This is a genomic window from Paractinoplanes hotanensis (genome assembly GCF_023717965.1).
Lineage (GTDB): Bacteria > Actinomycetota > Actinomycetes > Mycobacteriales > Micromonosporaceae > Actinoplanes > Actinoplanes polyasparticus.
The window spans coordinates 112,110-133,086 of sequence record NZ_JAMQOL010000013.1 but is presented as its reverse complement, the minus strand read 5'-3'; the positions used below and the strand labels follow the sequence as shown (position 1 = coordinate 133,086).

General features: G+C 69.6%; 19 protein-coding genes. 10 read left to right on the top strand and 9 right to left on the bottom strand.

Features of this window, described 5'->3' with window-relative positions:
• Window positions 1-62: 62 nt before the first annotated feature.
• Together LXN57_RS11300 and LXN57_RS11295 are read right to left on the bottom strand one after the other, a co-directional pair.
• The gene (locus tag LXN57_RS11300; RefSeq protein WP_251797996.1) at window positions 63-1,019 is read right to left on the bottom strand and encodes an aldo/keto reductase; all 957 of its coding nucleotides are present in this window, start codon (window positions 1,017-1,019) and stop codon (window positions 63-65) included.
• Window positions 1,016-2,065, bottom strand: coding sequence for an NAD-dependent epimerase/dehydratase family protein (locus tag LXN57_RS11295; RefSeq protein WP_251797995.1), 1,050 nt, complete (start codon window positions 2,063-2,065; stop codon window positions 1,016-1,018). The genes LXN57_RS11300 and LXN57_RS11295 overlap by 4 nt, the downstream gene beginning before the upstream one ends.
• 288 nt (window positions 2,066-2,353) lie before the next feature.
• On the opposite strand from LXN57_RS11295, the gene LXN57_RS11290 reads away from it, so the two are divergent.
• Both LXN57_RS11290 and LXN57_RS11285 read left to right on the top strand, forming a co-directional pair.
• Window positions 2,354-3,604 (top strand): endo-1,4-beta-xylanase, encoded by a 1,251-nt coding sequence (locus LXN57_RS11290; protein ID WP_251797994.1) that lies wholly within the window; start codon window positions 2,354-2,356, stop codon window positions 3,602-3,604.
• A 91-nt stretch (window positions 3,605-3,695) separates the two neighbouring features.
• Window positions 3,696-5,288 carry a methyl-accepting chemotaxis protein gene (locus LXN57_RS11285; protein ID WP_251797993.1) on the top strand — a complete coding sequence of 531 codons (1,593 nt, stop codon included), beginning with the start codon at window positions 3,696-3,698 and terminating at the stop codon, window positions 5,286-5,288.
• On the opposite strand, the gene LXN57_RS11280 is transcribed toward LXN57_RS11285, so the two are convergent.
• On the bottom strand, window positions 5,285-5,911 hold the full coding sequence (locus LXN57_RS11280) for a dihydrofolate reductase family protein (protein ID WP_251797992.1): 627 nt from the start codon (window positions 5,909-5,911) through the stop codon (window positions 5,285-5,287). The two genes, LXN57_RS11285 and LXN57_RS11280, sit on opposite strands and share 4 nt — an antisense overlap.
• A gap of 74 nt (window positions 5,912-5,985) precedes the next feature.
• On the opposite strand from LXN57_RS11280, the gene LXN57_RS11275 reads away from it, so the two are divergent.
• Window positions 5,986-6,858, top strand: coding sequence for a LysR family transcriptional regulator (locus LXN57_RS11275; RefSeq protein ID WP_251797991.1), 873 nt, complete (start codon window positions 5,986-5,988; stop codon window positions 6,856-6,858).
• Window positions 6,859-6,870: 12 nt separating this feature from the next.
• Window positions 6,871-7,086: a SpoIIE family protein phosphatase gene (locus LXN57_RS11270; RefSeq protein ID WP_308206610.1), complete on the top strand. Its 216-nt coding sequence runs from the start codon at window positions 6,871-6,873 to the stop codon at window positions 7,084-7,086.
• Window positions 7,087-7,096: 10 nt separating this feature from the next.
• On the opposite strand, the gene LXN57_RS11265 is transcribed toward LXN57_RS11270, so the two are convergent.
• Both LXN57_RS11265 and LXN57_RS11260 read right to left on the bottom strand, forming a co-directional pair.
• Window positions 7,097-8,359, bottom strand: coding sequence for a PP2C family protein-serine/threonine phosphatase (locus LXN57_RS11265; RefSeq protein ID WP_251797989.1), 1,263 nt, complete (start codon window positions 8,357-8,359; stop codon window positions 7,097-7,099).
• A 211-nt stretch (window positions 8,360-8,570) separates the two neighbouring features.
• On the bottom strand, window positions 8,571-9,356 hold the full coding sequence (locus LXN57_RS11260) for a hypothetical protein (protein WP_251797988.1): 786 nt from the start codon (window positions 9,354-9,356) through the stop codon (window positions 8,571-8,573).
• Window positions 9,357-9,535: 179 nt separating this feature from the next.
• Between LXN57_RS11260 and LXN57_RS11255 the strand changes: the two genes are divergently transcribed.
• On the top strand, window positions 9,536-10,999 hold the full coding sequence (locus LXN57_RS11255; RefSeq protein WP_251797987.1) for a GGDEF domain-containing protein: 1,464 nt from the start codon (window positions 9,536-9,538) through the stop codon (window positions 10,997-10,999).
• A 16-nt stretch (window positions 11,000-11,015) separates the two neighbouring features.
• On the opposite strand, the gene LXN57_RS11250 is transcribed toward LXN57_RS11255, so the two are convergent.
• Entirely contained in the window at window positions 11,016-12,509 is a 1,494-nt protein-coding gene (locus LXN57_RS11250; RefSeq protein ID WP_251797986.1) for an FUSC family protein, read from the bottom strand.
• Window positions 12,510-12,722: 213 nt separating this feature from the next.
• Between LXN57_RS11250 and LXN57_RS11245 the strand changes: the two genes are divergently transcribed.
• Both LXN57_RS11245 and LXN57_RS11240 read left to right on the top strand, forming a co-directional pair.
• The gene (locus LXN57_RS11245) at window positions 12,723-13,265 is read left to right on the top strand and encodes an SRPBCC family protein (RefSeq protein WP_251797985.1); all 543 of its coding nucleotides are present in this window, start codon (window positions 12,723-12,725) and stop codon (window positions 13,263-13,265) included.
• Entirely contained in the window at window positions 13,262-14,437 is a 1,176-nt protein-coding gene (locus tag LXN57_RS11240; RefSeq protein WP_251797984.1) for a zinc-dependent alcohol dehydrogenase, read from the top strand. The genes LXN57_RS11245 and LXN57_RS11240 overlap by 4 nt, the downstream gene beginning before the upstream one ends.
• Window positions 14,438-14,684: 247 nt before the next feature.
• Here LXN57_RS11240 and LXN57_RS11235 read toward each other — a convergent pair whose 3' ends face one another.
• Window positions 14,685-15,320: a TetR/AcrR family transcriptional regulator gene (locus tag LXN57_RS11235; protein WP_251797983.1), complete on the bottom strand. Its 636-nt coding sequence runs from the start codon at window positions 15,318-15,320 to the stop codon at window positions 14,685-14,687.
• Window positions 15,321-15,384: 64 nt separating this feature from the next.
• On the opposite strand from LXN57_RS11235, the gene LXN57_RS11230 reads away from it, so the two are divergent.
• The 3 genes from LXN57_RS11230 to LXN57_RS11220 are packed head-to-tail and all read left to right on the top strand — an operon-like array spanning window position 15,385 to window position 16,927.
• Entirely contained in the window at window positions 15,385-15,678 is a 294-nt protein-coding gene (locus LXN57_RS11230; RefSeq protein WP_221378991.1) for a hypothetical protein, read from the top strand.
• Window positions 15,678-16,553 (top strand): methyltransferase domain-containing protein, encoded by an 876-nt coding sequence (locus tag LXN57_RS11225; RefSeq protein ID WP_251797982.1) that lies wholly within the window; start codon window positions 15,678-15,680, stop codon window positions 16,551-16,553. The genes LXN57_RS11230 and LXN57_RS11225 overlap by 1 nt, the downstream gene beginning before the upstream one ends.
• Window positions 16,554-16,585: 32 nt before the next feature.
• On the top strand, window positions 16,586-16,927 hold the full coding sequence (locus LXN57_RS11220; protein WP_251797981.1) for a hypothetical protein: 342 nt from the start codon (window positions 16,586-16,588) through the stop codon (window positions 16,925-16,927).
• Between the two features lie 22 nt (window positions 16,928-16,949).
• On the opposite strand, the gene LXN57_RS11215 is transcribed toward LXN57_RS11220, so the two are convergent.
• Together LXN57_RS11215 and LXN57_RS11210 are read right to left on the bottom strand one after the other, a co-directional pair.
• Window positions 16,950-17,588, bottom strand: coding sequence for an ATP-binding protein (locus LXN57_RS11215; protein ID WP_251797980.1), 639 nt, complete (start codon window positions 17,586-17,588; stop codon window positions 16,950-16,952).
• Between the two features lie 133 nt (window positions 17,589-17,721).
• Window positions 17,722-20,787: a PAS domain-containing hybrid sensor histidine kinase/response regulator gene (locus LXN57_RS11210; RefSeq protein WP_251797979.1), complete on the bottom strand. Its 3,066-nt coding sequence runs from the start codon at window positions 20,785-20,787 to the stop codon at window positions 17,722-17,724.
• Between the last annotated feature and the right edge of the window lie 190 nt (window positions 20,788-20,977).

Here is a 20,977-nt window from a genome sequence, read left to right as displayed (position 1 = left end):
CGGCGACCAGCTCCGGCTCGCCTGCATGAAGCGAGTTCCTCTCAGTGTGATGGCGGATCGAGTCAGTATGATGGCGGATCGAGCCACCGGTCCGGGGCGGGGACGAGCGTCTCCAGTTCGGCCCAGAGCTCGTCGGGGATCGGCGTGCCGGCGAGGTCGAGTGTCTGCTGTACCCGCTCCGGTGACGAGACTCCGACGACCGTTGAGCCGATGAACGGCGCGCGCAGCGAGAATTGCAACGCGGCCGCGGCCAGCGGTATCCCGAACCTGGCCGCTGCCGCGGCCATCGCGGCGGCCGCGGCGGCGATCGCGTCCTCGCGCTCGCCGTAGGCGTATTTCGTCTGTGCGGCCGGCCCCTTGGCGAGCATTCCCCCGCCGTACGGCGCCGCATTGAGGACGCCGATGCCGCTGTCGTGCGCTGCCCGGAACAGCGGCTCGGCCGACCGGTCGAGCAACGTGTACCGGTTGTGCGTGAGCACCACCTCGAACACGCCGGTGTCCAGGTACTGCTGCATCAGGGCGACCGGGCCGCCGGCCACGCCGAGATGCGCCACGAGTCCCTGTCGTTTCAGGTCGGCGAGCGCTTCGACCGGCCCGTCGGCCGCGGTGGCCTCGGCGAAACTGATCCGTTCGGGGTCGTGCAGGTGCAGCAGCTGGATCCGGTCGAGGCCGAGACGTTGCAGGCTCTCCTCGAGCGACGCCCGGACCCGCCGGCCGGAGAACTCGCCGGTCCGCGGATCCGGGTCGACCTTGGTGGCCAGCACGACGCCGGCGGGCAGCCCGCCGCGACCGCGCAGGGCGGTCCCGACGCGCCGCTCGGCCGAACCGTCCTCGCCGTACCCGTTGGAGGTGTCGAGGAAGTTGACGGCCGGGTTGTCCAGCACCGCCTCGATCGTGGCGACCGCGCGTTCCTCGCTCACCTCGTACCCGTAGAGCTGCGGCATGTTCGCCAGCGGGCTCGTGCCCACGCAGAGCGCGGTCACGGTGAGCCCGGTGGCGCCGAGGGGCCGGACGGTCATACGACCCCCCGAGCGACGAAGATCTCCCGGGCGGCGTGGTAGGCGTCGACGATCCGGGCGAGTACCGCCTCGGTGCCGGCGTCGGGCTTCGTGGTGCCGGGGTGGTCCCTTCGCCACTCGACCATCCGGGACGCCGCGCGGTGGAAGGTCAGCCGGGGGAGGAAGCCGGGCACGAAGGTACGGATCTTCGTGGTGTCGAACACCGCGCTGTGCCCGATGTCGCCGACCATCTCGCCGGACCAGAACCACCCGGGGGCCACCAGCGGGTACATCTCGGAGGCGACGTGGACCAGCCGGGGCGCCACGCCCAGCGCCTCGGCGACGATCGTGTAGATCTGGTCCCAGGTGTAGACGTCGGAGCCGGTGATGTTGAACGTCTCGCCGATCGCGCGGGGGTTGCCGAGCAGGCCGACCAGGCCCTGCGCGAAGTCCTCGGCGTGCGTGAGGGTCCACAGCGAGGTGCCGTCGCCGTGCACCGGGATCTCCTCACCGCGCGCTATCCGGTCGACCGTCGTCCAGCCGCCCGGCAGCGGCGGGTTGGCGTCGTCGTAGGTGTGTGACGGCCGGACCACGGTGAGCGGAAAGCCCTGCGTCACGTGCGCGTCCTGCAGCACCTGCTCGGTGCGCCACTTGGCGGTGGCGTACTCGAGGTGGGGGTTGGGGGCAGTCGGCGTCGACTCGGTGATCGGTGTCTGCCGTACCGGCTTCGCGTAGATCGAGCCGGAGCTGATGTGTATGTACTGCTTGGCCCGGTGGGCGAAGAGGGCTACCATCCGGCGCGCGTCGTCGGGGTGGTAAGACAGGAAATTGACCACGGCGTCGAAGGTGCGATCGCCGATCGCGGCGGCCAGCGCGGCATCGTCGGCGACGTCGGCGATCAGCGTCTCGACCTCGTCGGGCAGGCCGCGGTCCTGAGCGTTGCGGCCGCGATTGACCACTGTGACCCGCATGCCGGTCTCGACCGACAGGCGTACGCAGGATGCGCTGATCGTTCCGGTTCCGCCGAGGTACAGCACGCTCAGACGAGCGGAGTCCTGGTGCAACATGGTGCTTCTCCTCGGTGCTCAGATCTTCCGGCGTACCAGTCTTACCTGAATAGGTGGCACGGTGGTCACCCTTCGTAGATCATTTGATGGCGCCGGCCGACAGGCCGCGATGCGGGTGAGCAAGATCGCGAACGGCACCTGCAACGCGGCCGGCGGCAGGATCACCGCTCGGCGCGTCGAGTGTGGACATCCGTCTCACCGCATACCGCACCCTGACCGGACCGACCCTCGTACTCGACCACACACGTGACCGGCACTGCCACGTCACCGTCTCGGAGGAGCACCACAGTGGATGACGACAGCCTGCGGCACCGCAGGGGCGAGGTCACCGTCACCGTGCTGGGAGCGGACAGGCGGCCGCTCGCCGACCGGGTCGTCACCGTGTCCCAGCAACGGCACGCGTTCCCGTTCGGCAACATCGGCTTCGACTTCGTCCGGCTCGTCGGCGGCCCACCGCCCGAGGCAGCCGGTCCCGTCTTCGGCGGCGCGACGGAGCTCGACCTGGACCGGCTGGGCGACCTGTGGCTCAACCTGTTCAACACTGCGACCCTGCCGTTCTACTGGGGGCCGTACGAACCGAGTCCGGGTACGACCGACGTCGAACGCCTGACCAGGACCGCCCACTGGCTCGCCGGCCGTGGCGTCACCGTCAAGGGCCATCCGCTCGTCTGGCACACGGTGCAGCCCGCGTGGCTGCTCGATCTCGACATCGACGAGGTCGAACGGTTGCAGCGCAACCGGATCCGCGACCTCGCCGGCGGATTCGCCGGTGTGATCGACCTCTGGGACGCGATCAACGAGGCCGTGATCATGCCGGTGTTCGCGAACGGGGACAACGCGATCACCCGGCTCGCCCGGGCCCGGGGCCGCATCGCCATGGTGCGGATGGCGTTCGAGGAAGCCCGCGCGGCCAATCCCGCGGTCAGTTTGGTGCTCAACGACTTCGACCTCAGTTCGGCGTACGAATGCCTGATCGAGGGGGTGCTCGAGGCCGGGATCCGGATCGACGCGATCGGACTGCAGACCCACATGCACAAGGGGTACCGCGGCGAGGAGCACATGCGGGGGATGCTCGACCGGTTCGCCCGCTACGGCCTGCCGTTGCACCTGACCGAGAGCACCCTGGTCTCCGGGCACCTCATGCCACCCGAGATCGAGGACCTCAACGACTACCAGATCCCGGATTGGCCGACGACTCCCGAGGGTGAGGCCCGCCAAGCCGACGAGATCGTGCGGCACTACCGGTCGCTGATGGCACACCCCGCCGTAGCGTCGATCAACTACTGGGGTCTGACCGACGACGGCGCCTGGCTGGGGGCCCCGGTCGGGCTGGTCCGCGCGGACGGCACCCGCAAGCCGTCGTACGACGCGCTGGAGCGCCTCATCAAGGGGGAGTGGTGGCTGCCACCGACCGAGATGCGAACCGGCCCCGACGGCACGGTCGTGGTGCGAGGATTCTTCGGCGACTACACGGTTTCCGGAATCCCGTTCGCCATTCGCCCCGGCCGGACCACCGAGTCGGTCCACCTCCAGGAATAACTGGGCGGTTCGCTGTTTGCCGGTCCTGCCGCGGCGCGCCTGGATACGATCGGTGCGGAGGATCGACGTGAGACTACTTCGGCGATTGCGCGTGACCACGCGCCTGGTCGCGGGTTTCCTCCTCCTGGCCCTGTGCGTGGTTGCCATGTGGGTCGCCGCCGGGTGGTCGTCGACCAGCACCCGCGCCACGGCCGCGGCGCTGGCCCAGTCACAGGCTCGGGTCGACGCCGCCCAGCAACTCAAGTTTCGCGTCACCGACGTGAGCGGGTGGCAGGCCGGCTACGCCTTCAACATCGTCCGCGGGGCACCGGACGCCACTGCCGACACGGCGCCCGAACGGGCCGCCTTCCTCGCCGCGATGGACAGCTTCATCAAGGAGCTGGACGACACGGCGGCGGTGTCGGTGACCGCCGCCGAGCGGGCGGACATCGCGACGATCCGGACCGCGTTCCAGGAGTTCCAGGAGCTGGACGACAAGGTGATCGCCGGCTACCGGACGGGCCTTCCCGCGCGGATCGACCAGGCCAACGACATGGTGGCCGGTCCCGGGCTCGACCTGTACGCCGTGATCGCCGGCGGCGTCGACGGGTTGCTCGCCGCCGCACGGCAGCAGGAGGCCGTGGCGCACCAGCGGGCGGAGGACACGGCCAGCCGGACCAGTCGCGTCGCCACCCTGGTAGGCAGCCTGACGCTGATCATCTCGGTGGTGCTCGCGATCCTGCTGGCCCTGTCGATCATCCGGCCGCTGAGCGCGCTGCAGGACCGCCTCGCGGACATCGCCGAGGGCGAGGGCGACCTGACGCGGCGGCTGGAGACCACCGGGCACGACCAGTTCACCGACGTCAGCCGGTCGTTCAACGTGTTCGTCGACAAGATCGCCGCGACCGTACGGGAGATCCGTGACTCGGCCACCACGGTCGCGCACGCCAGCGAGCAGCTCACCACCACCGCGATTCAGATCATGGTGGACGCCAAGGCGACATCCCGGCAGTCCGGCGAGGTCGTGCTGGCCGCGGACGAGGTCGCGGCCGATGTCCGTACGGTCGCGGCCAACACCTCCTCGATGGGCGGGTCGCTGCAGACCATCATGGGCACCGCCGGTGAGGCGGGCCGCGTCTGCGAGCAGAGCATGCTGGCGGCCCGGGCGACCCAGGAGGTGATCGGCCGGTTGACCACCTCGAGCCAGCAGATCGGCGACGTCGTCAAGGCCATCAGCGCGATCGCCGAGCAGACCAACCTGCTCGCTCTCAACGCCACCATCGAGGCCTCCCGGGTCGGCGAGTCCGGTAAAGGGTTCGCGGTGGTGGCTGGTGAGGTGAAGGAGCTGGCCCAGCAGGCCGAGGCCGCCACCGGCGACATCACCGCGAAGGTGCGGGTCATTCAGCACGACACCACGATGGCGGCCGAGGCGATCGGCGAGATCGTCGAGACAGTCGGTCGGCTGGCCGGCTTCCAGTCCACCATCAGCGCCGCCGTCCGGGATCAGACCGCCATCACCGAGGAGATCAGCGGCCACATCAGCCATTCGACGACGAGCTCGGCCGACATCGCGGCGAACATCGCCACCATCTCGTCGGGCGCGCAGACCACGACCAACGGCGTCATCGACATCCAGCACGAGACGCAGGAGCTGTCCCGGCTCAGCAACGGGCTGCAGAAGCTGGTCGGCCAGTTCCGCGTCTAACTTGAGGACAACACGCGGTAGGTCGCATGCGTCACTCCGGTCGCCGCCCGGGACGACACCTGTTCGAGCTTCATCGGCGGCACGCCGTCGAACAACCGTGTGCCGGCGCCGAGCGTGAGCGGCACGTGATGCAGTCGCATCTCGGTGATCAGACCGGCCGCGAGGTATTGGTTGACGGTGGTCGCACCCCCGTGGATCGAAATGGCGCCGTCATCGCCCACCGCCGCGCGGGCCTGCCGGAACGCCGACTCGATGCCGTCGGTCACGAAGTGGAACGTGGTGCCGCCTTCCATCGGCTGGGGGTCGCGCGGGTGGTGGGTGAGCACGAAGACCGGGCCGTGGTACGGCGGATTGTCGCCCCACCAGCCGGTCCACGGCCGGTCCCACTCGCCGCGCACGGGGCCGAACATGTTGCGGCCCATGATGAACGCCTTGGTCTCGGCCATCCGGGCGATCTCGGCCTTGTTCTCTTCCTTGTTCTCGTACCACGCGTGCAGCTCGCTGCCCCAGCCGTCCCCGCCGTCGTCGCCGAACGGGCGCTCTTCGCTCTGGTTGTGCCCGGCCGCGTAACCGTCGAGCGAGATCGTCAGATCACAGGTCACCTTGTTCGTTCGTGTCGTCATTGCGTCAGCATCGGACGGTCGCGGCACGACGTCCAATGCCAAAACGGCACTGAACGCATTGCTATCTTCGATCAGTGCTGAACCTCGTTCACCTCAAGGTGCTGGCCGCCGTGGCCCGGCACGGGTCGGTGACCGAGGCCGCTCGGGAGCTGCACTACTCCCAGCCATCGGTGAGTCACCACCTGGCCCGGCTGGAGGCCGCTACCGGCGCCAAGCTCATCCAGCGGGTCGGCCGCGGGATCCGGCTGACGCCGGAGGGGCGGCTGCTGGCCCACCGGGCCGCCGAGATCGTGGGCCGGGTGGACGCCGCGACCAACGAGCTCGCCGCGCAGGTCGGCCTGCATGCGGGGCACGTCCGGCTGGCCGCCAACGCGTCGACGTTGAGCACGATCGTGCCGGCGGCTGCCGCCGCACTCGCCGAGGCGTACCCGGGAATCGAGCTGAGTCCGACTGAGCGGCACCCGGTCGAGGCGTTGCAGATGCTGCGGCACGGCGAGGTTGATGTCGCGCTCGTGTTCGAATACGCCGACGCGCCCGTCGAGGAGGAGGGCGTCCGCCTGCTGCACATCGGCGACGACTCCCTCAACCTGCTCAGCCGGCAGCCCGGCGACCGGCTCACGAACCACCGTGCCTCCGCCTGGATCGGCGGGTGTGACCGGTGCGAGGCAGAGCTACGCGCGGCGTGCCGGCACGAGGGCTTCACTCCGCGGATCACCGCGCACAGCGACGACATCGTCGTCGTGCAGTCCCTCGTCGCCGCCGGCATCGGCGTGGCGACCCAGCCCGGCCTCGCGCTCCGGGCCCATCATCGGCCGGACGTGCACGCCACCGAGATCCCCGGGTGCCGCCGCCGGATCAACGCCGCGACGTACGGCAACCCGCCCGACCCGCCGGCCGTCGCCTGCGTGCTCGCGGCGCTCACCGAAGCAGCGGCAGCGCCTGAGTGATCCAGGAACACCATACTCGTAGACCTGCCACCCGGTGCGCTGCTGTTGCTCTACACCGATGGCCTGGTCGAACGCCGTGGCCAGACCCTCGACACCGGCATCGCTTCGCTTACCAGCCACGTGCGCGCCGGAGACCCGGAAACGGTGTGCACGGACGTCATGTCCGAAGTGGGGCCCGGGCTGCCGACCGACGACATCACCGTCCTCGCCGTCCAACGATGGCCGTAAGCGCGGACGCCTACTGGGTGATCGGTGTGCTGGCGCGGTGCGAGTCGGCGCCGGCGTCGGTGTCGCGGGTGTCGCCGTGGCGGCCGTGCCAGTCGAGCACCAGCAGACAGGCGTCATCGGGCAGGACGGGGCCGGACACCTCGAGGACGAGATCGCTGAGCACGCGTACGACTTCACGGGCGTGCAGTCCACTCAGGTCCCGCAGCCGCGCCGGCAGATCGATCTCGGCCGCGCCGCGTTCCAGCATGCCGTCCGTGACCAGCACCAACCGGTCACCGGGCCGGAGCACGATCTCGCACTCCCGATAGGCCCGATGACGTAACACCCCGAACGGCCGGTTGGCGGGTAAGGCCACGGGCCGGGCGATCGCGTCCCGGATCAGCAACGGGACGGGATGTCCGGCGTTGACGACGGCGAGGATTCCGGTGTTGAGATCGAGGCGGCCGAGCAGGCCGGTGGCGAAGGTGGAACCGTTCGGCGCGTTGTCGAGCAGGGCGTCGTTCGCGGCCTCGGCCTGGTCGAGCAGGGTTCCGCCGCGGCGGCGGGTGTTGCGCAGGCTACCGACGCACAGGGTCGCGGTCAGCGCACTCTGCACGCCGTGGCCGACGGCGTCGGTGATGCTCAGATGCAGCAGATCGCGGGCCAGGCTGTAGTCGAACGTGTCGCCGCCGATGTTGGCGGCCGGTTCCAGCCAGGCGGCCAGGGTGAAGGAATCGGCTTCGCAGGTGAAGGCCGGGGGCAGCAGCCGTCGTTGGATCTCGGCAGCAAGGGTGAACGGAGTGGTGCGCTGGCCCCATTCGAACAGATCGGTGTGCCGGCGGTTGGCGATGATGACGAACGCCAGAGTGTGCGCCGCCTGGGACACGGCATGCACGGCTGCCTGCGGCGGCGCCGTCGGCAGGGCCACCTCCAGCAGCCCGATGGTTTCGCCTCGTTGCGTCACCGGCGCTCGCACCACGAAGACGCCGTCGGACTCCTCGATCAGCACGTTCTGTGTCCGCAGGGCCTGCTCCTGTGGCCCGCCGTCGAAAGGCAGCATCATCGCCACGTCCCGGTCCTGCTGACGTCCTTCGGAGACCGCGCCGATCGGGTCGTACGACAGCCGTACCAGCGCCCGGCCACTCATATCAGCGACCAGGAAAGACACCCACAGCGCGCCGAGGTGTGCCCCGACCCGGCGGGTCACCGCCGCCACGGCATCAACCGGCGCCGCCTTCTCCACCTGGATCAACACGTCGCTCAAGCCCATACCGCCGGTTCCACTGTCGGTCACGCCCGCAGCTTAGATCGCGTCCGGGACTGGATGAGAAGCGGAGTAATTGCTTTCCGAGGTACGTGGCGGCGTTCTCGATGCTGACCCGGCCGGCCACCGCGTCGAATTCTCCGAGGCGTTCCGCCGCTGAGGCCTTGACCCGAGCCTCGGTGCCCGCCTGGTCGGCGCCTGGGCCCGAGTGCTTGAGCGAGTCGGACACACCACATGGGTGCTACGTGAGGACCAGGCGAGCCGCGAGGGCGACCGTGGTCAGGTCGCCCTGGCGGAGTTTCTCCGCCGCGCCGGCCTCGCCGAGGCTCTCCAGGCGGGCCGCGGAGATGTCGATCAGGTCCGCCTCACCGGCCAGCAGGCGACGTGCGATGCGGGCCTGAGCCGGGCTGAGCTCGGCGTACGCGCAGGTGTCCAGGGCGGCCACGATGGCGTCGTCGAGAACGCCGGCCATCGCCTGCTCAATTATGATCTTGAGTAGCCAGGACGGCCACCAGCTGTACTTGCCGACGATCATGCCGGAGCGCAGAGCGGCCGCGGGTTCATGTCCGACGGCGAGCATCTTCACCGCCATGTCGGTGTCGAACCGTTCGATCCGCAGGGCCCCGATGAATACCCGCAGGATGGCTTGTGCCGGAGCGAATTCCTCGGCCGCGCAGGCTGCCTCGCCGAACCGGCCGTTCAGCAGGTGGACCAGGGCGTGCGCTTCGGCCAGTGCGAAGGCGTCACCGGACCGCTCCTGCAGTCGATCCACCGTGACGGAAAGCCGTTCGACGCCTGTGCGGGCGCGTCCGGCGAGCTCGTCACTGGTGGGCTTCTTCAAGTGCCGGACCATGATCTCCAGTCCGAGCTCGGCCTCGCGGCGCAGCAGCGGCGAGGAGATCCTCGCGGTGATCAGATCTCCGAGCCCTTCGGTCAGGAAGGCGGCATCGAATCGTTCGGACTTGTCAGGAAACTGTGCCCACCAGGCTGGGGAGTGGCGTCGTTGCTCTTGAATCACGTCACCCATAGTGACTGCCCGGCTACTCTCCGACCAGTGATTCTTTTATCAACCCGACCGGTCCTCCCGGCCGGCGACGAGACAGCCTGGTGCAGGTGCGTTCGGCGAGCTCTACCGGGAGCCGTGTGACCCACACCATGCGCACGTAGCCTCAAGCCGATGTCTCGGCTGTCGATGGCAGCGGCGTGATGCTTCTTCGTGGGCGGCCGTTGTGGCAGTGGTGGCTTCTGTCCGGTGGCTTTCTCGGTGCCGTCTATCTGGCTCTTCCGTCGGACAATCCCTGGGCTTGGGGGCTCTACAACGTCATCGGGTTCGCCTCGGCGGTTGCCATCGTGGTCGGGGTTCGCCGCAACCGGCCCCGCCGGACCGGACCGTGGTATTGGTTCGCCGCGGGGCTGGCCCTGTGGGCGGCCGGTGACGTCGTCTATCAGGTGCAGTTCTTCGTCTGGGACTGGCAGACCTTCCCGGCCCCGGCCGACGGGCTCTACCTGCCGGCTTATCCGATGCTGGCGATCGGGGCGTTCCAGCTGATCAAGGGTCGTATCTCCGGCCGCGACCGGGCCGGACTGCTCGACGCGGCCATCGTCTCCACCAGCCTGTCGCTGTTGTGCTGGTCGTTCCTGATGCGGCCGATCGCCGTCGACGAGTCCCTCAGCGTGCTCGAGCGGCTGGCCTCGCTCGCGTACCCGGCGGGAGACCTGTTGTTGTTGATCATGGTGGTGCGGTTGAGCACCACGCCGGGAGCTCGCACCGTCAGCTACCGCCTGGTGATCGCGGGGCTCGTCGCCGAGCTGGTCAGCGACATCGGCTACGCGGTGGTCAACCTGTTCACCACCTACAGCGACGGCATCCTCGACGTCGGCTGGCTCGGCATGTACGTGCTGTTCGGCGCCGCGGCCCTGCATCCGTCGATGCGGGCGCTGTCGGAGATCGCGCCGGACCGGACGGAACGGTTCACCACGGGTCGCCTCACGTTGCTGGCGGTCGCTTCACTGCTGGCCCCCCTCGTCCTGACTGTGCAGGGTCTCACCACTCCGGCCACCATCGACTGGCCGGCGATCGCGATCAGCTCGGTCGTGCTCTTCCTTCTGGTGCTCGCACGGATGGCCGGCCTGATCTCGCGCGTCCAGGACCAGGCGGCCCAGCTGCGCGCGCTGGCCCACAACGACGCGCTCACCGGGGTGCCGAATCGCCGTGCCTGGGACCTCGAGCTCAGCCGGGAGATGGCCAAGTCGGTCCGCAGCGGCGAGCCGGTCGCCGTCGCGCTGATCGACATCGACCACTTCAAGCGGTTCAACGACACCCACGGCCACCCGGCCGGCGACCGGCTGCTCAAGGAGGCCGCGGCCGCCTGGCGCGACCAGCTGCGTACCGCGGATCTGCTGGCTCGCTACGGCGGCGAGGAGTTCGGGGTAGTGCTGGTCGGGCAGTCCCTGGAGACGGCGATCGCCGTCCTCGACCGGATGCGGGCGGTCACGCCGAACGGCCAGAGCTTCTCGGCCGGTGTCGCGCTGTGGGACGGCCGGGAGATCCCGGAGCAACTCGTCGCCCGGGCGGACGAGGCGCTGTACCGGTCGAAGCATGCGGGCCGCAACCGGGTCACCGCCGCCGCATCAGCAGCGACAGCACACGCCGGTGGACGTTCGCTATGAGCAGATCCCGCCGCCGTCAGCCGGGTCGATTCTGCCCGGGTTTCGGCTCGGTGCTGCCCGGCCTCGGCAAGGGCTGCGCCGCGTCCTCCTCGGCCAGCGAGTCGGCGGCGGCCCGGAGGGCGGCCGCGGCGGCATCGGCGGCCGCCTGCTCGACCGAAGGGCTCGTCGTCGCACTGTGGCGGGGGAAACGTGGAGCCCGGGGATCGGGATTGGCCAGGTGCGCCGCCGCATCCGTCGCGGCCTCCGCGGCGACGTTCATCATCCGCCGGACCACCTGCCGGGAACGCCGGGAGACCAGCGGCAGGGTCTGCTCGGCGGCGCCGACGACGCGACGCGCCGCGCGGCGTGGCCCCTTTGTCAGCGACGGCGGGCGCCACGGCTGGGCGGCTGGACGTACCGCCGCCTCGATCTCGACCCGCAGCCGGTCCACTGCGGTGAGCAGCGCGCCGTGTTGCTGCCAGGCCGCGGCATCGGCGTGCGGGTCGACCAGCAGCAGCCGGCCCAGCACCTCACGCCGCTGGTTCAGCTCGTTCAGTAGCTCGGCCACGCGGGCACGGGTGACGTCCACCGGCTCACCGCCCGCCGCGACGGTGGCCACGCCGTCCAAGGCCGCGGCGGCGACGTCCAGCACATCGGCGAGAGCCAGGCGGGCGGCGGGGGAATAGGCCTCGGCCTCCAGTTCCGGCGGCAGATAGAACGTACGGTCGAAAATCTCCCGGCACAGAGTGCGGACGACGATGGTGCAGTATTCGATAGCGGTGAGGGCCGTGCGCAAGCGTGGTTGCGCCACCCGCACCTCGGCGCCGCGCGGGTTGAGCACGGCGCTCTGCTCGGCCCGCACCAGCGAGTGGTCGGCCTGCAGCACCGATGCGCTCAGGCCGCGGGCCGCCGTGAGCCAGTCCTGCGCGTCCTGACGCGACCAGCCGGCGCGCAGTTGCGTGGCCAGCGGTCGTAAGAAATCCCCGAGGCGGGTGGCCAGGCCGGCGACCGCCGATCCGGCGGATTCTACGTGGACCGGAGGCACGATCGCGAAATTCACCGCGATGCCGATCGCCGCGCCGATGAGCGTCTCGTAGACCCGGCCGGCCGCCGCCTGTGGCGCCGCGGCGCCGCCGACGGCAAGGACGAGCATCGCGCTGATCGGCACCTCCAGGGTGTGCGGGCCCAGGCGGAGGATCTGCCCGAGTACGAGGCTCACGCCCACCACGACGCCGAGGCTCCACCAGCTCAGCCCGGCGACGGCGGCGAGACCGACCGCGACCAGGACGCCGGCGAGCACGCTCAGGACGCGCTGCAGTCCTTCGGCGACCGTCTGGTACACGGTCAGCTGCACCACCAGAATGGCGGTCAGCGGGGCCAGGATCGGCGACGCGGTGGTGTTCAGCAGATCGGCGGCGACGTAGGCCAGCACGGCGGCGAGCGTCACCTTGGCCGTACGGATTCCGGGGATCCGGCCCCACCGGGCAAGCACGGTCGTCCAAGGGTGGCGCAGGTAGGTGGTCAGCCTCATCGATCCTCCTCGCCGGACTGAGCTGTTCCCGGCTGGTCGTGCCCGGATTGGCTTGCCTCCATGAGTCGACTTGACTCCGTCGAGCCCAGCCCCGCAACGCCGACGGGCGGTTTCAGGCGAATCGTGGCGGGTAGCCGGGTTCGGATCAGACGCGCCCCGGATCGCGGTGCACGGGCGGTGCGGGGCCCACGCAGAGCACGGAAAGGAGGATCCATGGAACTGACGGCCGCGACAACCATCCGCAGACCCGCGGCGGAGGTGTACGCGTTCTGGCGTGATCTGGAGAACCTTCCGACGTTCATGGCGCACCTCGAGCAGGTACGCGCCACCGGCGGCCGTACGAGTCACTGGTCCGCCGCCGCCCCGTTCGGCGCCGACGTCGAGTGGGACGCGGAGATCACCGAAGAGACGCCGGGCGAGAAGCTCGGGTGGCGCTCGACCGGAAATGCCGCCGTGCCGAACGCCGGTACGGTCGAGTTCGTGCCCGCCCCGGACGGGGTGAGCACCGAAGTGCATGTCGTCCTCGTGTACGAGATCCCGGGCGGCGCGGTTGGCAAAGCGGTCGCCAAGTACTTCGGCGAGGAACCGCATCAGCAGCTCGACGACGACTTGCGCCGGCTCAAGCAGGTCCTGGAGACCGGTGAGGTGGTCCGCTCCGACGGCGCTCCGTGGGGCAAGCGGGCCCGCAAGGAGTTCCCGCAGCGCCCGGCGCAACCGCTGTCGGACGCCGAGTTGGAGAAGGGAGCGGACGCATGAGGGCGAACACCTGGGCCGGACGTAACAAGGCCGAGGTCCGCGACGTGCCGGACCCGAAGATCCTGAACAAGCGCGACGCGATCGTACGGATCACCTCGACCGCGATCTGCGGCTCGGACCTGCACCTGGTCGACGGGTACGTCCCCACGATGCAGGACGGCGACGTCCTGGGCCACGAGTTCATGGGCGAGGTGATCGAGGTCGGATCCGGGGTGCCCGCGGACAAGCTGCGGGTCGGCGACCGGGTTGTCGTGCCGTTTCCGATCGCCTGCGGCGCCTGCGCGGCCTGCGCCGCCGAGTTGTACTCCTGCTGCGAGAACACCAACCCCAACGCCGGGATCGCGGAGAAGATGTTCGGCCACCCGGTCGCCGGAATCTTCGGCTACTCCCATCTGGCCGGCGGTTTTGCGGGCGGTCAGGCGCAGTACGCGCGAGTGCCGTTCGCCGACGTCGGCCCGCTGAAGATCGAGTCGGAGCTGAGCGACGAGCAGGTGCTGTTCCTGTCCGACATCCTGCCCACCGGCTACATGGGCGCCGAGATGTGCGACATCCAGCCCTCCGACGTGGTGGCGGTGTGGGGTGCCGGCCCCGTCGGTCAGTTCGCCATGGACAGCGCCCGGGTGCTCGGCGCCGCGAAGGTCATCGCCATCGACAAGGAGCCGTACCGGCTGCGGATGGCCGAACAGGCCGGCCACACACCGGTGAACTTCGACGAGGTCGACGTCCGGTCGACGCTGCTCGAACTGACCGGGGGGCGCGGACCGGACAAGTGCATCGACGCCGTCGGCATGGAAGCCACCCACGGCAGCGCGCACATCGCCGCGTACGACCGGGTCAAGCAGGCCGTACGGTCGGAGACCGAACGCCCGCACGCGCTGCGCCAGGCGATCCTGTCGTGCCGCAGCGGCGGCGTGGTCTCGGTGATCGGCGTGTACGGCGGCCTGATGGACAAGTTCCCCGCCGGCGCCTGGATGAACCGGTCGCTGACCCTGCGCACCGGCCAATGCCACGTCCAGCGCTACATGAAGCCGCTGCTGCAACGCATCGAACGCGGCGAGATCGACCCGACCCGGATCATCACGCACACCCTGCCGCTCGACGAAGCGGATCGGGGCTTCGAGATGTTCAAGAACAAGCAGGACAACTGCGAGAAGGTCGTCCTCAAGCCTTGACGGCACCAGTAGCCGGCCGACAGCGTGCTCGTCCGGACCGTCGGCGCCATGAGCGAGCCCGCCCCGCAGATCGTGACCGCGGACATCGCCCGTTCCTCGCAATGGCGGCAACGACAGCTGCCGGTGGCGGGAGCCGCCTCCGGAGCCGGCCGCTGAGCGTCTGGCCCAGTCCCTATCGGTGAACCTGGCTGACGACATCGGCACGGAATTCAGCTTGAACCCGCCGGGTCGCGGTGTGGAAGGCGGGTCAGTCCGGCGTGCCCAGGACGGCGGCGACGCCGTCTACGAACCACCGCTCGAACCGCTCGACCGGCCACCCGCGCTCGCGTACCAGCCAGTCGTAGTTGCGGATGTCCTGCGCGAGCCATAGCACGTCGGCAGCTCTCTCCAGACTGACCCGAACCTCGCCCGTGGCCGCCAGATCGGCGGCGAACATCGCCATGCCCCGGCGCCGGTCCTCGATGTTCTTACGCCAGATCGCCGCAGCGTCGGCATCGGCCGTTGCCGCACTGGCCAGCGCCAAAATCACGTGCACCTGTCGCGCATGGGTCTCGGCCAGATGCCGGGCATACCGGGCGAGCTTGGGCCGCAGCCCGGCCAGGGCGCGAATGTCGGCGACAAACGACCGTTCTGCCATCGCCAGCCGCTCGTCGTCGCCGACCAGGGTGACATCGACGAGCTCCGAGAGCAGTTGGCGCTTGCTGCCGAACACTGCGTACACGGTCTGCACGGCAACGCCGGCCTCAGCGGCGACGGTGGTCAGCGGCGTCGCCGCGTAACCCGGATCCACGAACAGTTTGGCTGCCGCGTCGAGGATCGCCCTCCGGGTCTGCCGGGCCTGCTCCGCGCGGCGGGGCGAGACGTAACGCCGGTTGACAGCCACGTGGACAGCGTAGTCCACTATTCGATAGAGCTTCACTCTATCGACTTGACTTCAGGGGACAGCCATGCCGTACGGCGTCGTGCAAGACATGCCCGCAGTCAGCGAGCAGGAATACCGGCAGGTCGAGAAGCACCTCGGCCCGGACCGGCCGCCGGGCCTGCTGGCCCACGTGGCCGGCCCGTCCGACGAGGGCTGGCGGATCATCAACATCTGGGTCGACGAGGCCGCGTTCCGCACCTTCCAGTCCGAACGCCTGGTCCGGGCGGCCGGGCTGGCCGCCCAGGAGGACGGCTTCGACCCGGCGAAGGCGGCCACGTTCCGGTCCGCGAGCGTCGACGGCGCCGAGATGCCGTTCTGATGACCGACACCGCCACGCTGCGCGCCCGCAACGCCGACTTCTGGGCCCGGACGGCGCCGGGCTGGGTCCATCAAGCCGATCGGCACGACGAGATCGGCCGGCCTCTGGGCGCCGTGGCACTCGAGCGGCTGCAGCCCCAGCCCGGTGAACGGGTGCTGGACGTCGGCTGCGGGTGTGGCGGCACCACCGCCCAGCTCGCGCGGGCAGTCGCCCCGTCGGGCAGCGCAGTCGGCCTCGACCTCGCCGAGGCCATGGTGGCGACGGCCCGGAACCGGTTCACCGTGCCGGGCGCCGCGGGACCGCAATTCGTCACCGGGGACGTCGAGACGCTCGATGCCGTGCCCGGAGCGCCGTTCGACGCCGTCTATTCCCGCATGACGTTGATGCTGTTCGCCGACCCCGTCGCCGGCCTGACCACGATCCGGCGGTCCCTGCGTGCCGGCGGCCGCATGGCCGCGACAGTGTTCCGTGAGGGCCGGGCAAACCCTTGGCTGCCGACCGCTCTGCTCGGTGCGGCGGCACATCTGGGAGCGTTGCCGCCGTTGCCGATCGGCGACGACCCCGGCCCCTTCGCCTTCGCTGACGCGGCCCGGGCAACTCGGCTGCTCACCGCTGCCGGCTTCACCGACATCGACATCCAGCCGCACGACGTCACGCTCGACGCCCCGGACGACCCGGAAGCGGTCACCGAATGGCTCATCGAGATCAGTCCCGCCAGCAACGCTTATCGGGACGCCGAACCCACCACCCAGAAGCAAGCCCGGGACGGGGTGGCCCGCCTGCTCGAACGATTCCGTACCGCCGGTGCCGGCTACCGGCTGCCGACCGGACTTTGGCTGATCTCCGCTCACGCAGACAGGACCACCACGCGATGACCACTCACCGGCGCCTCGCAACATTCCTCACCATGATCATCAGTGCCGCCGTGCTGTCCGGCTGCGCTTCGGCCGACACCTCGAGCGGCGACGGAGCAAGCCGGGCCGACGGCGAGCCGCCCGCGGCGACCGGCGGCTCCTATTCAGCAACGGACGTCTGCGCCTATCTGAAGGGCGAGATCCCGGCGCTGAAGGAGGTCGGCAGCCCGGTCGGGCGGCACGCCAACCTGGCCGGCAAACTGGCCACCTTCTTCGAATCCCACGGCAAGCCGGAGAACGGCGCTGTACTGGACGCGGCGACCAAGGCGGAATGCCCGGCGGTCCGTACCGAGGTGCTCACCTTGATCGAAGTGGACAGCTTCAGCTCGTTCTGACCCGGGCGGCGCGCCGCTGCCGTCATGCTTCGCGAGGTCCGGTCGCTTCCGGCGTGCTCTCCGCAGTGTCCGGCTCGGTGGCAGTCACGGAATGTGGTGCTGGAGTTGGGTCAGTGGTGGCTTGGACGAGCACGCCGGGCGAGATCTCGACCTGTGCCTGCCCCAGTTCGTCCGCCAGGATCGGGGCCGGCAGGCCGCTGGGCGCGGGGGCGGGGAGGCAGGCAGTGACGGAGACGGTCACCCCGCCGGGGCTGTCAGTGATCAACAGGGTGTCGGTGAGGTGCTGGGCCAGCCAGAGACCGCGCCCACCGGGCGTCTGCGGTGACGGCAGGCCTGCGGGTGTGGGGACGCCGCCGGGGAAGCCGGGTCCGTGGTCGATGATCTCGCAGAGCAGGGTGTCACCGTCGCGGCGCAGGTCGATGCGGCCGCGGCCACCGCCGTGGCGCACCGCGTTGGTGGCGAGTTCGTGAACAGCGACGACGAAGTCGTCGAGCGCATCGCCGGCGAGCCCGCAGGCACGGGCGCTGTCGTGGACCGCGTGCCGCAGAGATGGAAGATCCTCGGCAGTGAAGTTCTGTGCCAGTCGGGCCGGGTCCGGCGCGCCCAGTGGAAGATCAACCGCGTTGATGGCCTCGCTTGTTCCGGGCTCCAACGGGTGCATGGCGGCCCCTTACCCCACCGGTGTCACGGGTAACCCCGCGGCAACCATTCTGACCTGCCGACGGGCCGGCTCACGTTCGGGGGGCGTCTCCACCCGCCGGTGCTCTTCCGGCCGGCGATGGTGACGGGGTTCGTCACGTGCTGGAGGGTTGTTTCGAGGCTGGGCGCGCCACTGGTGATGTGCCCACCGGATGCAGGACGGCACGGACGCGGTCGAGCAGTTCGCGGCTGGTGAAGGGTTTCTCGACAAGGACGACGCCGTCGGGCAGGGTTCCGTTCTCGGTGAGCACGGGTTCGGCGTACCCGGACATGTAGAGCACGGGTATGCCGGGGCGGCGCTGTTTGACCTGGGCGGCGACCTCGTTGCCCATCATCCTCGGCATGATGACGTCGGTGAGGAGCAGGTGAATCGGGCCGGGGTGGGTCTGGGCGAGGTGGATGGCCTCGGTGCCGCCGGTCGCGGCGAGCACGTGGTAGCCGGCTCGGGTCAGGACGCGGGCGGTGATCTGGCGCAGGTCGTCTTCGTCCTCGGCCATGAGGATGGTCTCGTGGGGTGGCGTTCCGATGGTGGTCTCGGTGGCGGGCAGGGCCGCCGGCGCGGTGGCGGCCTCGGTTGAGGTCTCGACGGCGGGCAGGAGAATGGTGACGGTGGTGCCGATGCCGGCTTCGGAGTACAGGCGCACATCGCCACCAGCGGCGCTGGCGATGCCATAGACGGTGGCCAGACCGAGGCCGGTGCCGGAACCCTTCGGTTTGGTGGTGTAGAACGGTTCGAAGGCCCGTTCGATGACTTCCGGTGGCATGCCGCTTCCGGTGTCGCTGACGCGTAGGCGCACGTACCGGCCGGCTGGCAGAGTGCCGCTGGTGCTGTCGTCGTCGGTGCTGTCGGCATTGCTGGTGTCGATGGACAGGGTGCCGCCGCCGGGCATGGCGTCACGGGCGTTGACGGCCAGGTTGAGCAGGATCTGTTCGAGTTGGCTGGCGTCGGCGTGGATCTGCCAGAGCTCACGATCGAGGCTGGTGATCAGGTGGATGTGCTCACCGAGGGAGCGGCGCAGCATCTGCTCGACGTCGCCGATGACGTGGTTCAGGCTGAGCACGGTGGCCTGGGTGATGTCGCGGCGGCCGAAGGCCAGCAGTTGCTTGGTCAGCCGGGTAGCGCGTTCGGCGGCTCGGCTGACCTGGCCCAGATCGTTGCGGACCTCGGCCAGGTCGGCGGGGTCCAGTTCGGGGCTATCGAGAGTGTCCAGGACCATTTCGGTGTAGTTGCTGATCACGGCGAGGATGTTGTTGAAGTCGTGGGCCACGCCGCCGGCGAGCTCACCGAGGCTTTCCAGCCGGCGGGCGTGTTGCAGGCGGCGTTCGCTGGCATCGCGTTCGGCCTGGGCGATCAGCCGTTCCCGTTCGGTCTGGGCGATCAGGCGCTCGGTGACGTCACGAATGGACGTGGTCACGATCATGCCCTTGTCGGTGTCGACCGAGGAGAGGCTGATCTCGGCGGGAAACTCGGTGCCGTCCTTACGCACCGCGGTCAGCGCCGCTCCGGCGCCCATCGGCCGGTTGCGGGGATGGGCGAAATAGCCGTCACGGTGCTCCACGTGAGCGGTGCGCAGTCTTTCCGGTACGAGGACATCGACCGGCCGGCCGAGCAGTTCTTCCCGGGGGTAGCCGAAGAGCCGCTCGGCCTGCGCGTTGATCAGCGTGATGGTGCCGTCGCGGATGACGCCGATGATCGCGTCCGGGGCGGCTTCCAGCAGTCCTTCGAACATCGTCTCGGCGCGCTGTCGTTCGCTGATGTCGCGGGAGATCGACGCGACTCCGGTGATCGCACCGGCGGCGTCGGTGATCGGTGACAGGGTCAGCGACACGGTGATCGTCGTGCCGTCCTGGCGGCGGCGCGTCACCTGGTACTGGTCGATGTTCTCACCGGCAGTGATGCGTTGGATCAACTGTTCCTCGGCCTGCTCCTGCCCGGGCGGGAACAGCATGGACGCGTGGCGGCCCAGGACTTCGTCACGCCGGTAGCCGTAGAGCTGCTCGGCCCCGGCGTTCCAGCTGGTGATCATCCCGCCGAGTGTCTTGCCGACGATCGCGTCGTGGGACGACTCCACGATCGCGGCGAGGCTTTCGCGTTCGGCCAGAGTCTGGGCCCGCCCGGCCAGCGCTGCGGCGTGACCGGCGAGTTCGGTGAAGGCCTCGATGTCGTCCTCGGAGAACAGGCTGCGGTAGCGGCTGAGCAGCAGAAGCGCGCCGCGCCCGCCCGGCGCGTCCACCGGCCTCGCGGTCACGAACCGGGTATCGGTGGCCTGAGCGAACGTCACCGCCACCGCCGGCGGACGGGTCCAGCCCGCCAGCGCGTCGATCGGGCGATCGGCGGCCAGCAGTTCGTCCAGGCCTGCCCTCGTGCACTCGATCATGCCGACCGGCCCGGCGGCGCAACCCACCACCTGCACGGACTGATCCGGCGCCGGCATCAGGAGCACCACGGTGTCCGAGCCCAGGACCGCGGTGGAGTCCCGGCAGTAGCTCTGCCAGGTCCGTGCCGACTCGTTGGCTGGCAGGGCCAGCAACCGGCGCATCGGCGCATGGGTGGCGCTCAACGCCCAACTTCGGCGGACTCCCCGCGGCGGAACGAAGGCGAATATGTACAGCACACCGGAGATCACGGCGAGCACTCGCGATCCCACGGCAGCGCCGGTGACGGAGACCAGCAGCGCTGTGCCGAACACACCGGTCCCGGTGGCCGCACACCACAACCGGGCCCGTGCCGCGCCACCACGTCGCTGAGCTTCGGCGGCGAGCAGCCACGCCGCGACGGCCTCCACGACGAAGAACACGATCACCGCCGGCCAGACCGCCGGTCGCAGAATCGGCCGTGCCGCCGACGCCAGCACCGGTAACGCGCTCAGCGCCCATACCGTCACCACCACCGGCAGACACCAGGAGCGCAACGGGCGCAGCCGACTGACCAATCGCAAGGTGAACAGCGGTTTCGCCAGCAACAACCCGATAGCGAGGATCATCACCGGCCGCGGTGGGGCACCCACGAGAAGGCGGACGAGCCCGACCACGAACAGCATCGCGACCGACGCGAACATCCACATGACGTCACGCAGCAACGGATCCCGGCGCCGTAGATACCGCCACGACACCCACGACAGGATGAACGCGAACAGCGAAGTGACCAAGATCAGCGCCATGACAACCTCTGTCCCGCCGATAGGCGCGCCCCATATCAGCGCAACACCTCCCAGGCTATGACAAGTCGACGCGAGGAACGCTCGGAAACGGCAACTGCTTGACGGGGCCGTCGTTCACCGCCCCCGATCTGGCGTTCCCTATCACCTCGATGAACACCTGCCCGACCTCGACTTGGCGCTGCGGCCCGGC

What these genes read in the sequence shown, in the direction of transcription:
- LXN57_RS11240 (WP_251797984.1), top strand. Translation starts at nt 13,262, where the DNA reads ATGAGGGCGAACACCTGGGCCGGACGTAACAAGGCCGAGGTCCGCGAC.
- LXN57_RS11215 (WP_251797980.1), bottom strand. Translation starts at nt 17,588, where the DNA reads ATGCACCCGTTGGAGCCCGGAACAAGCGAGGCCATCAACGCGGTTGAT.
- LXN57_RS11220 (WP_251797981.1), top strand. Translation starts at nt 16,586, where the DNA reads ATGATCATCAGTGCCGCCGTGCTGTCCGGCTGCGCTTCGGCCGACACC.
- LXN57_RS11230 (WP_221378991.1), top strand. Translation starts at nt 15,385, where the DNA reads ATGCCGTACGGCGTCGTGCAAGACATGCCCGCAGTCAGCGAGCAGGAA.
- LXN57_RS11300 (WP_251797996.1), bottom strand. Translation starts at nt 1,019, where the DNA reads ATGACCGTCCGGCCCCTCGGCGCCACCGGGCTCACCGTGACCGCGCTC.
- LXN57_RS11260 (WP_251797988.1), bottom strand. Translation starts at nt 9,356, where the DNA reads ATGGGTGACGTGATTCAAGAGCAACGACGCCACTCCCCAGCCTGGTGG.
- LXN57_RS11280 (WP_251797992.1), bottom strand. Translation starts at nt 5,911, where the DNA reads ATGACGACACGAACGAACAAGGTGACCTGTGATCTGACGATCTCGCTC.
- LXN57_RS11250 (WP_251797986.1), bottom strand. Translation starts at nt 12,509, where the DNA reads ATGAGGCTGACCACCTACCTGCGCCACCCTTGGACGACCGTGCTTGCC.
- LXN57_RS11295 (WP_251797995.1), bottom strand. Translation starts at nt 2,065, where the DNA reads ATGTTGCACCAGGACTCCGCTCGTCTGAGCGTGCTGTACCTCGGCGGA.
- LXN57_RS11225 (WP_251797982.1), top strand. Translation starts at nt 15,678, where the DNA reads ATGACCGACACCGCCACGCTGCGCGCCCGCAACGCCGACTTCTGGGCC.
- LXN57_RS11210 (WP_251797979.1), bottom strand. Translation starts at nt 20,787, where the DNA reads ATGGCGCTGATCTTGGTCACTTCGCTGTTCGCGTTCATCCTGTCGTGG.
- LXN57_RS11245 (WP_251797985.1), top strand. Translation starts at nt 12,723, where the DNA reads ATGGAACTGACGGCCGCGACAACCATCCGCAGACCCGCGGCGGAGGTG.
- LXN57_RS11255 (WP_251797987.1), top strand. Translation starts at nt 9,536, where the DNA reads ATGCTTCTTCGTGGGCGGCCGTTGTGGCAGTGGTGGCTTCTGTCCGGT.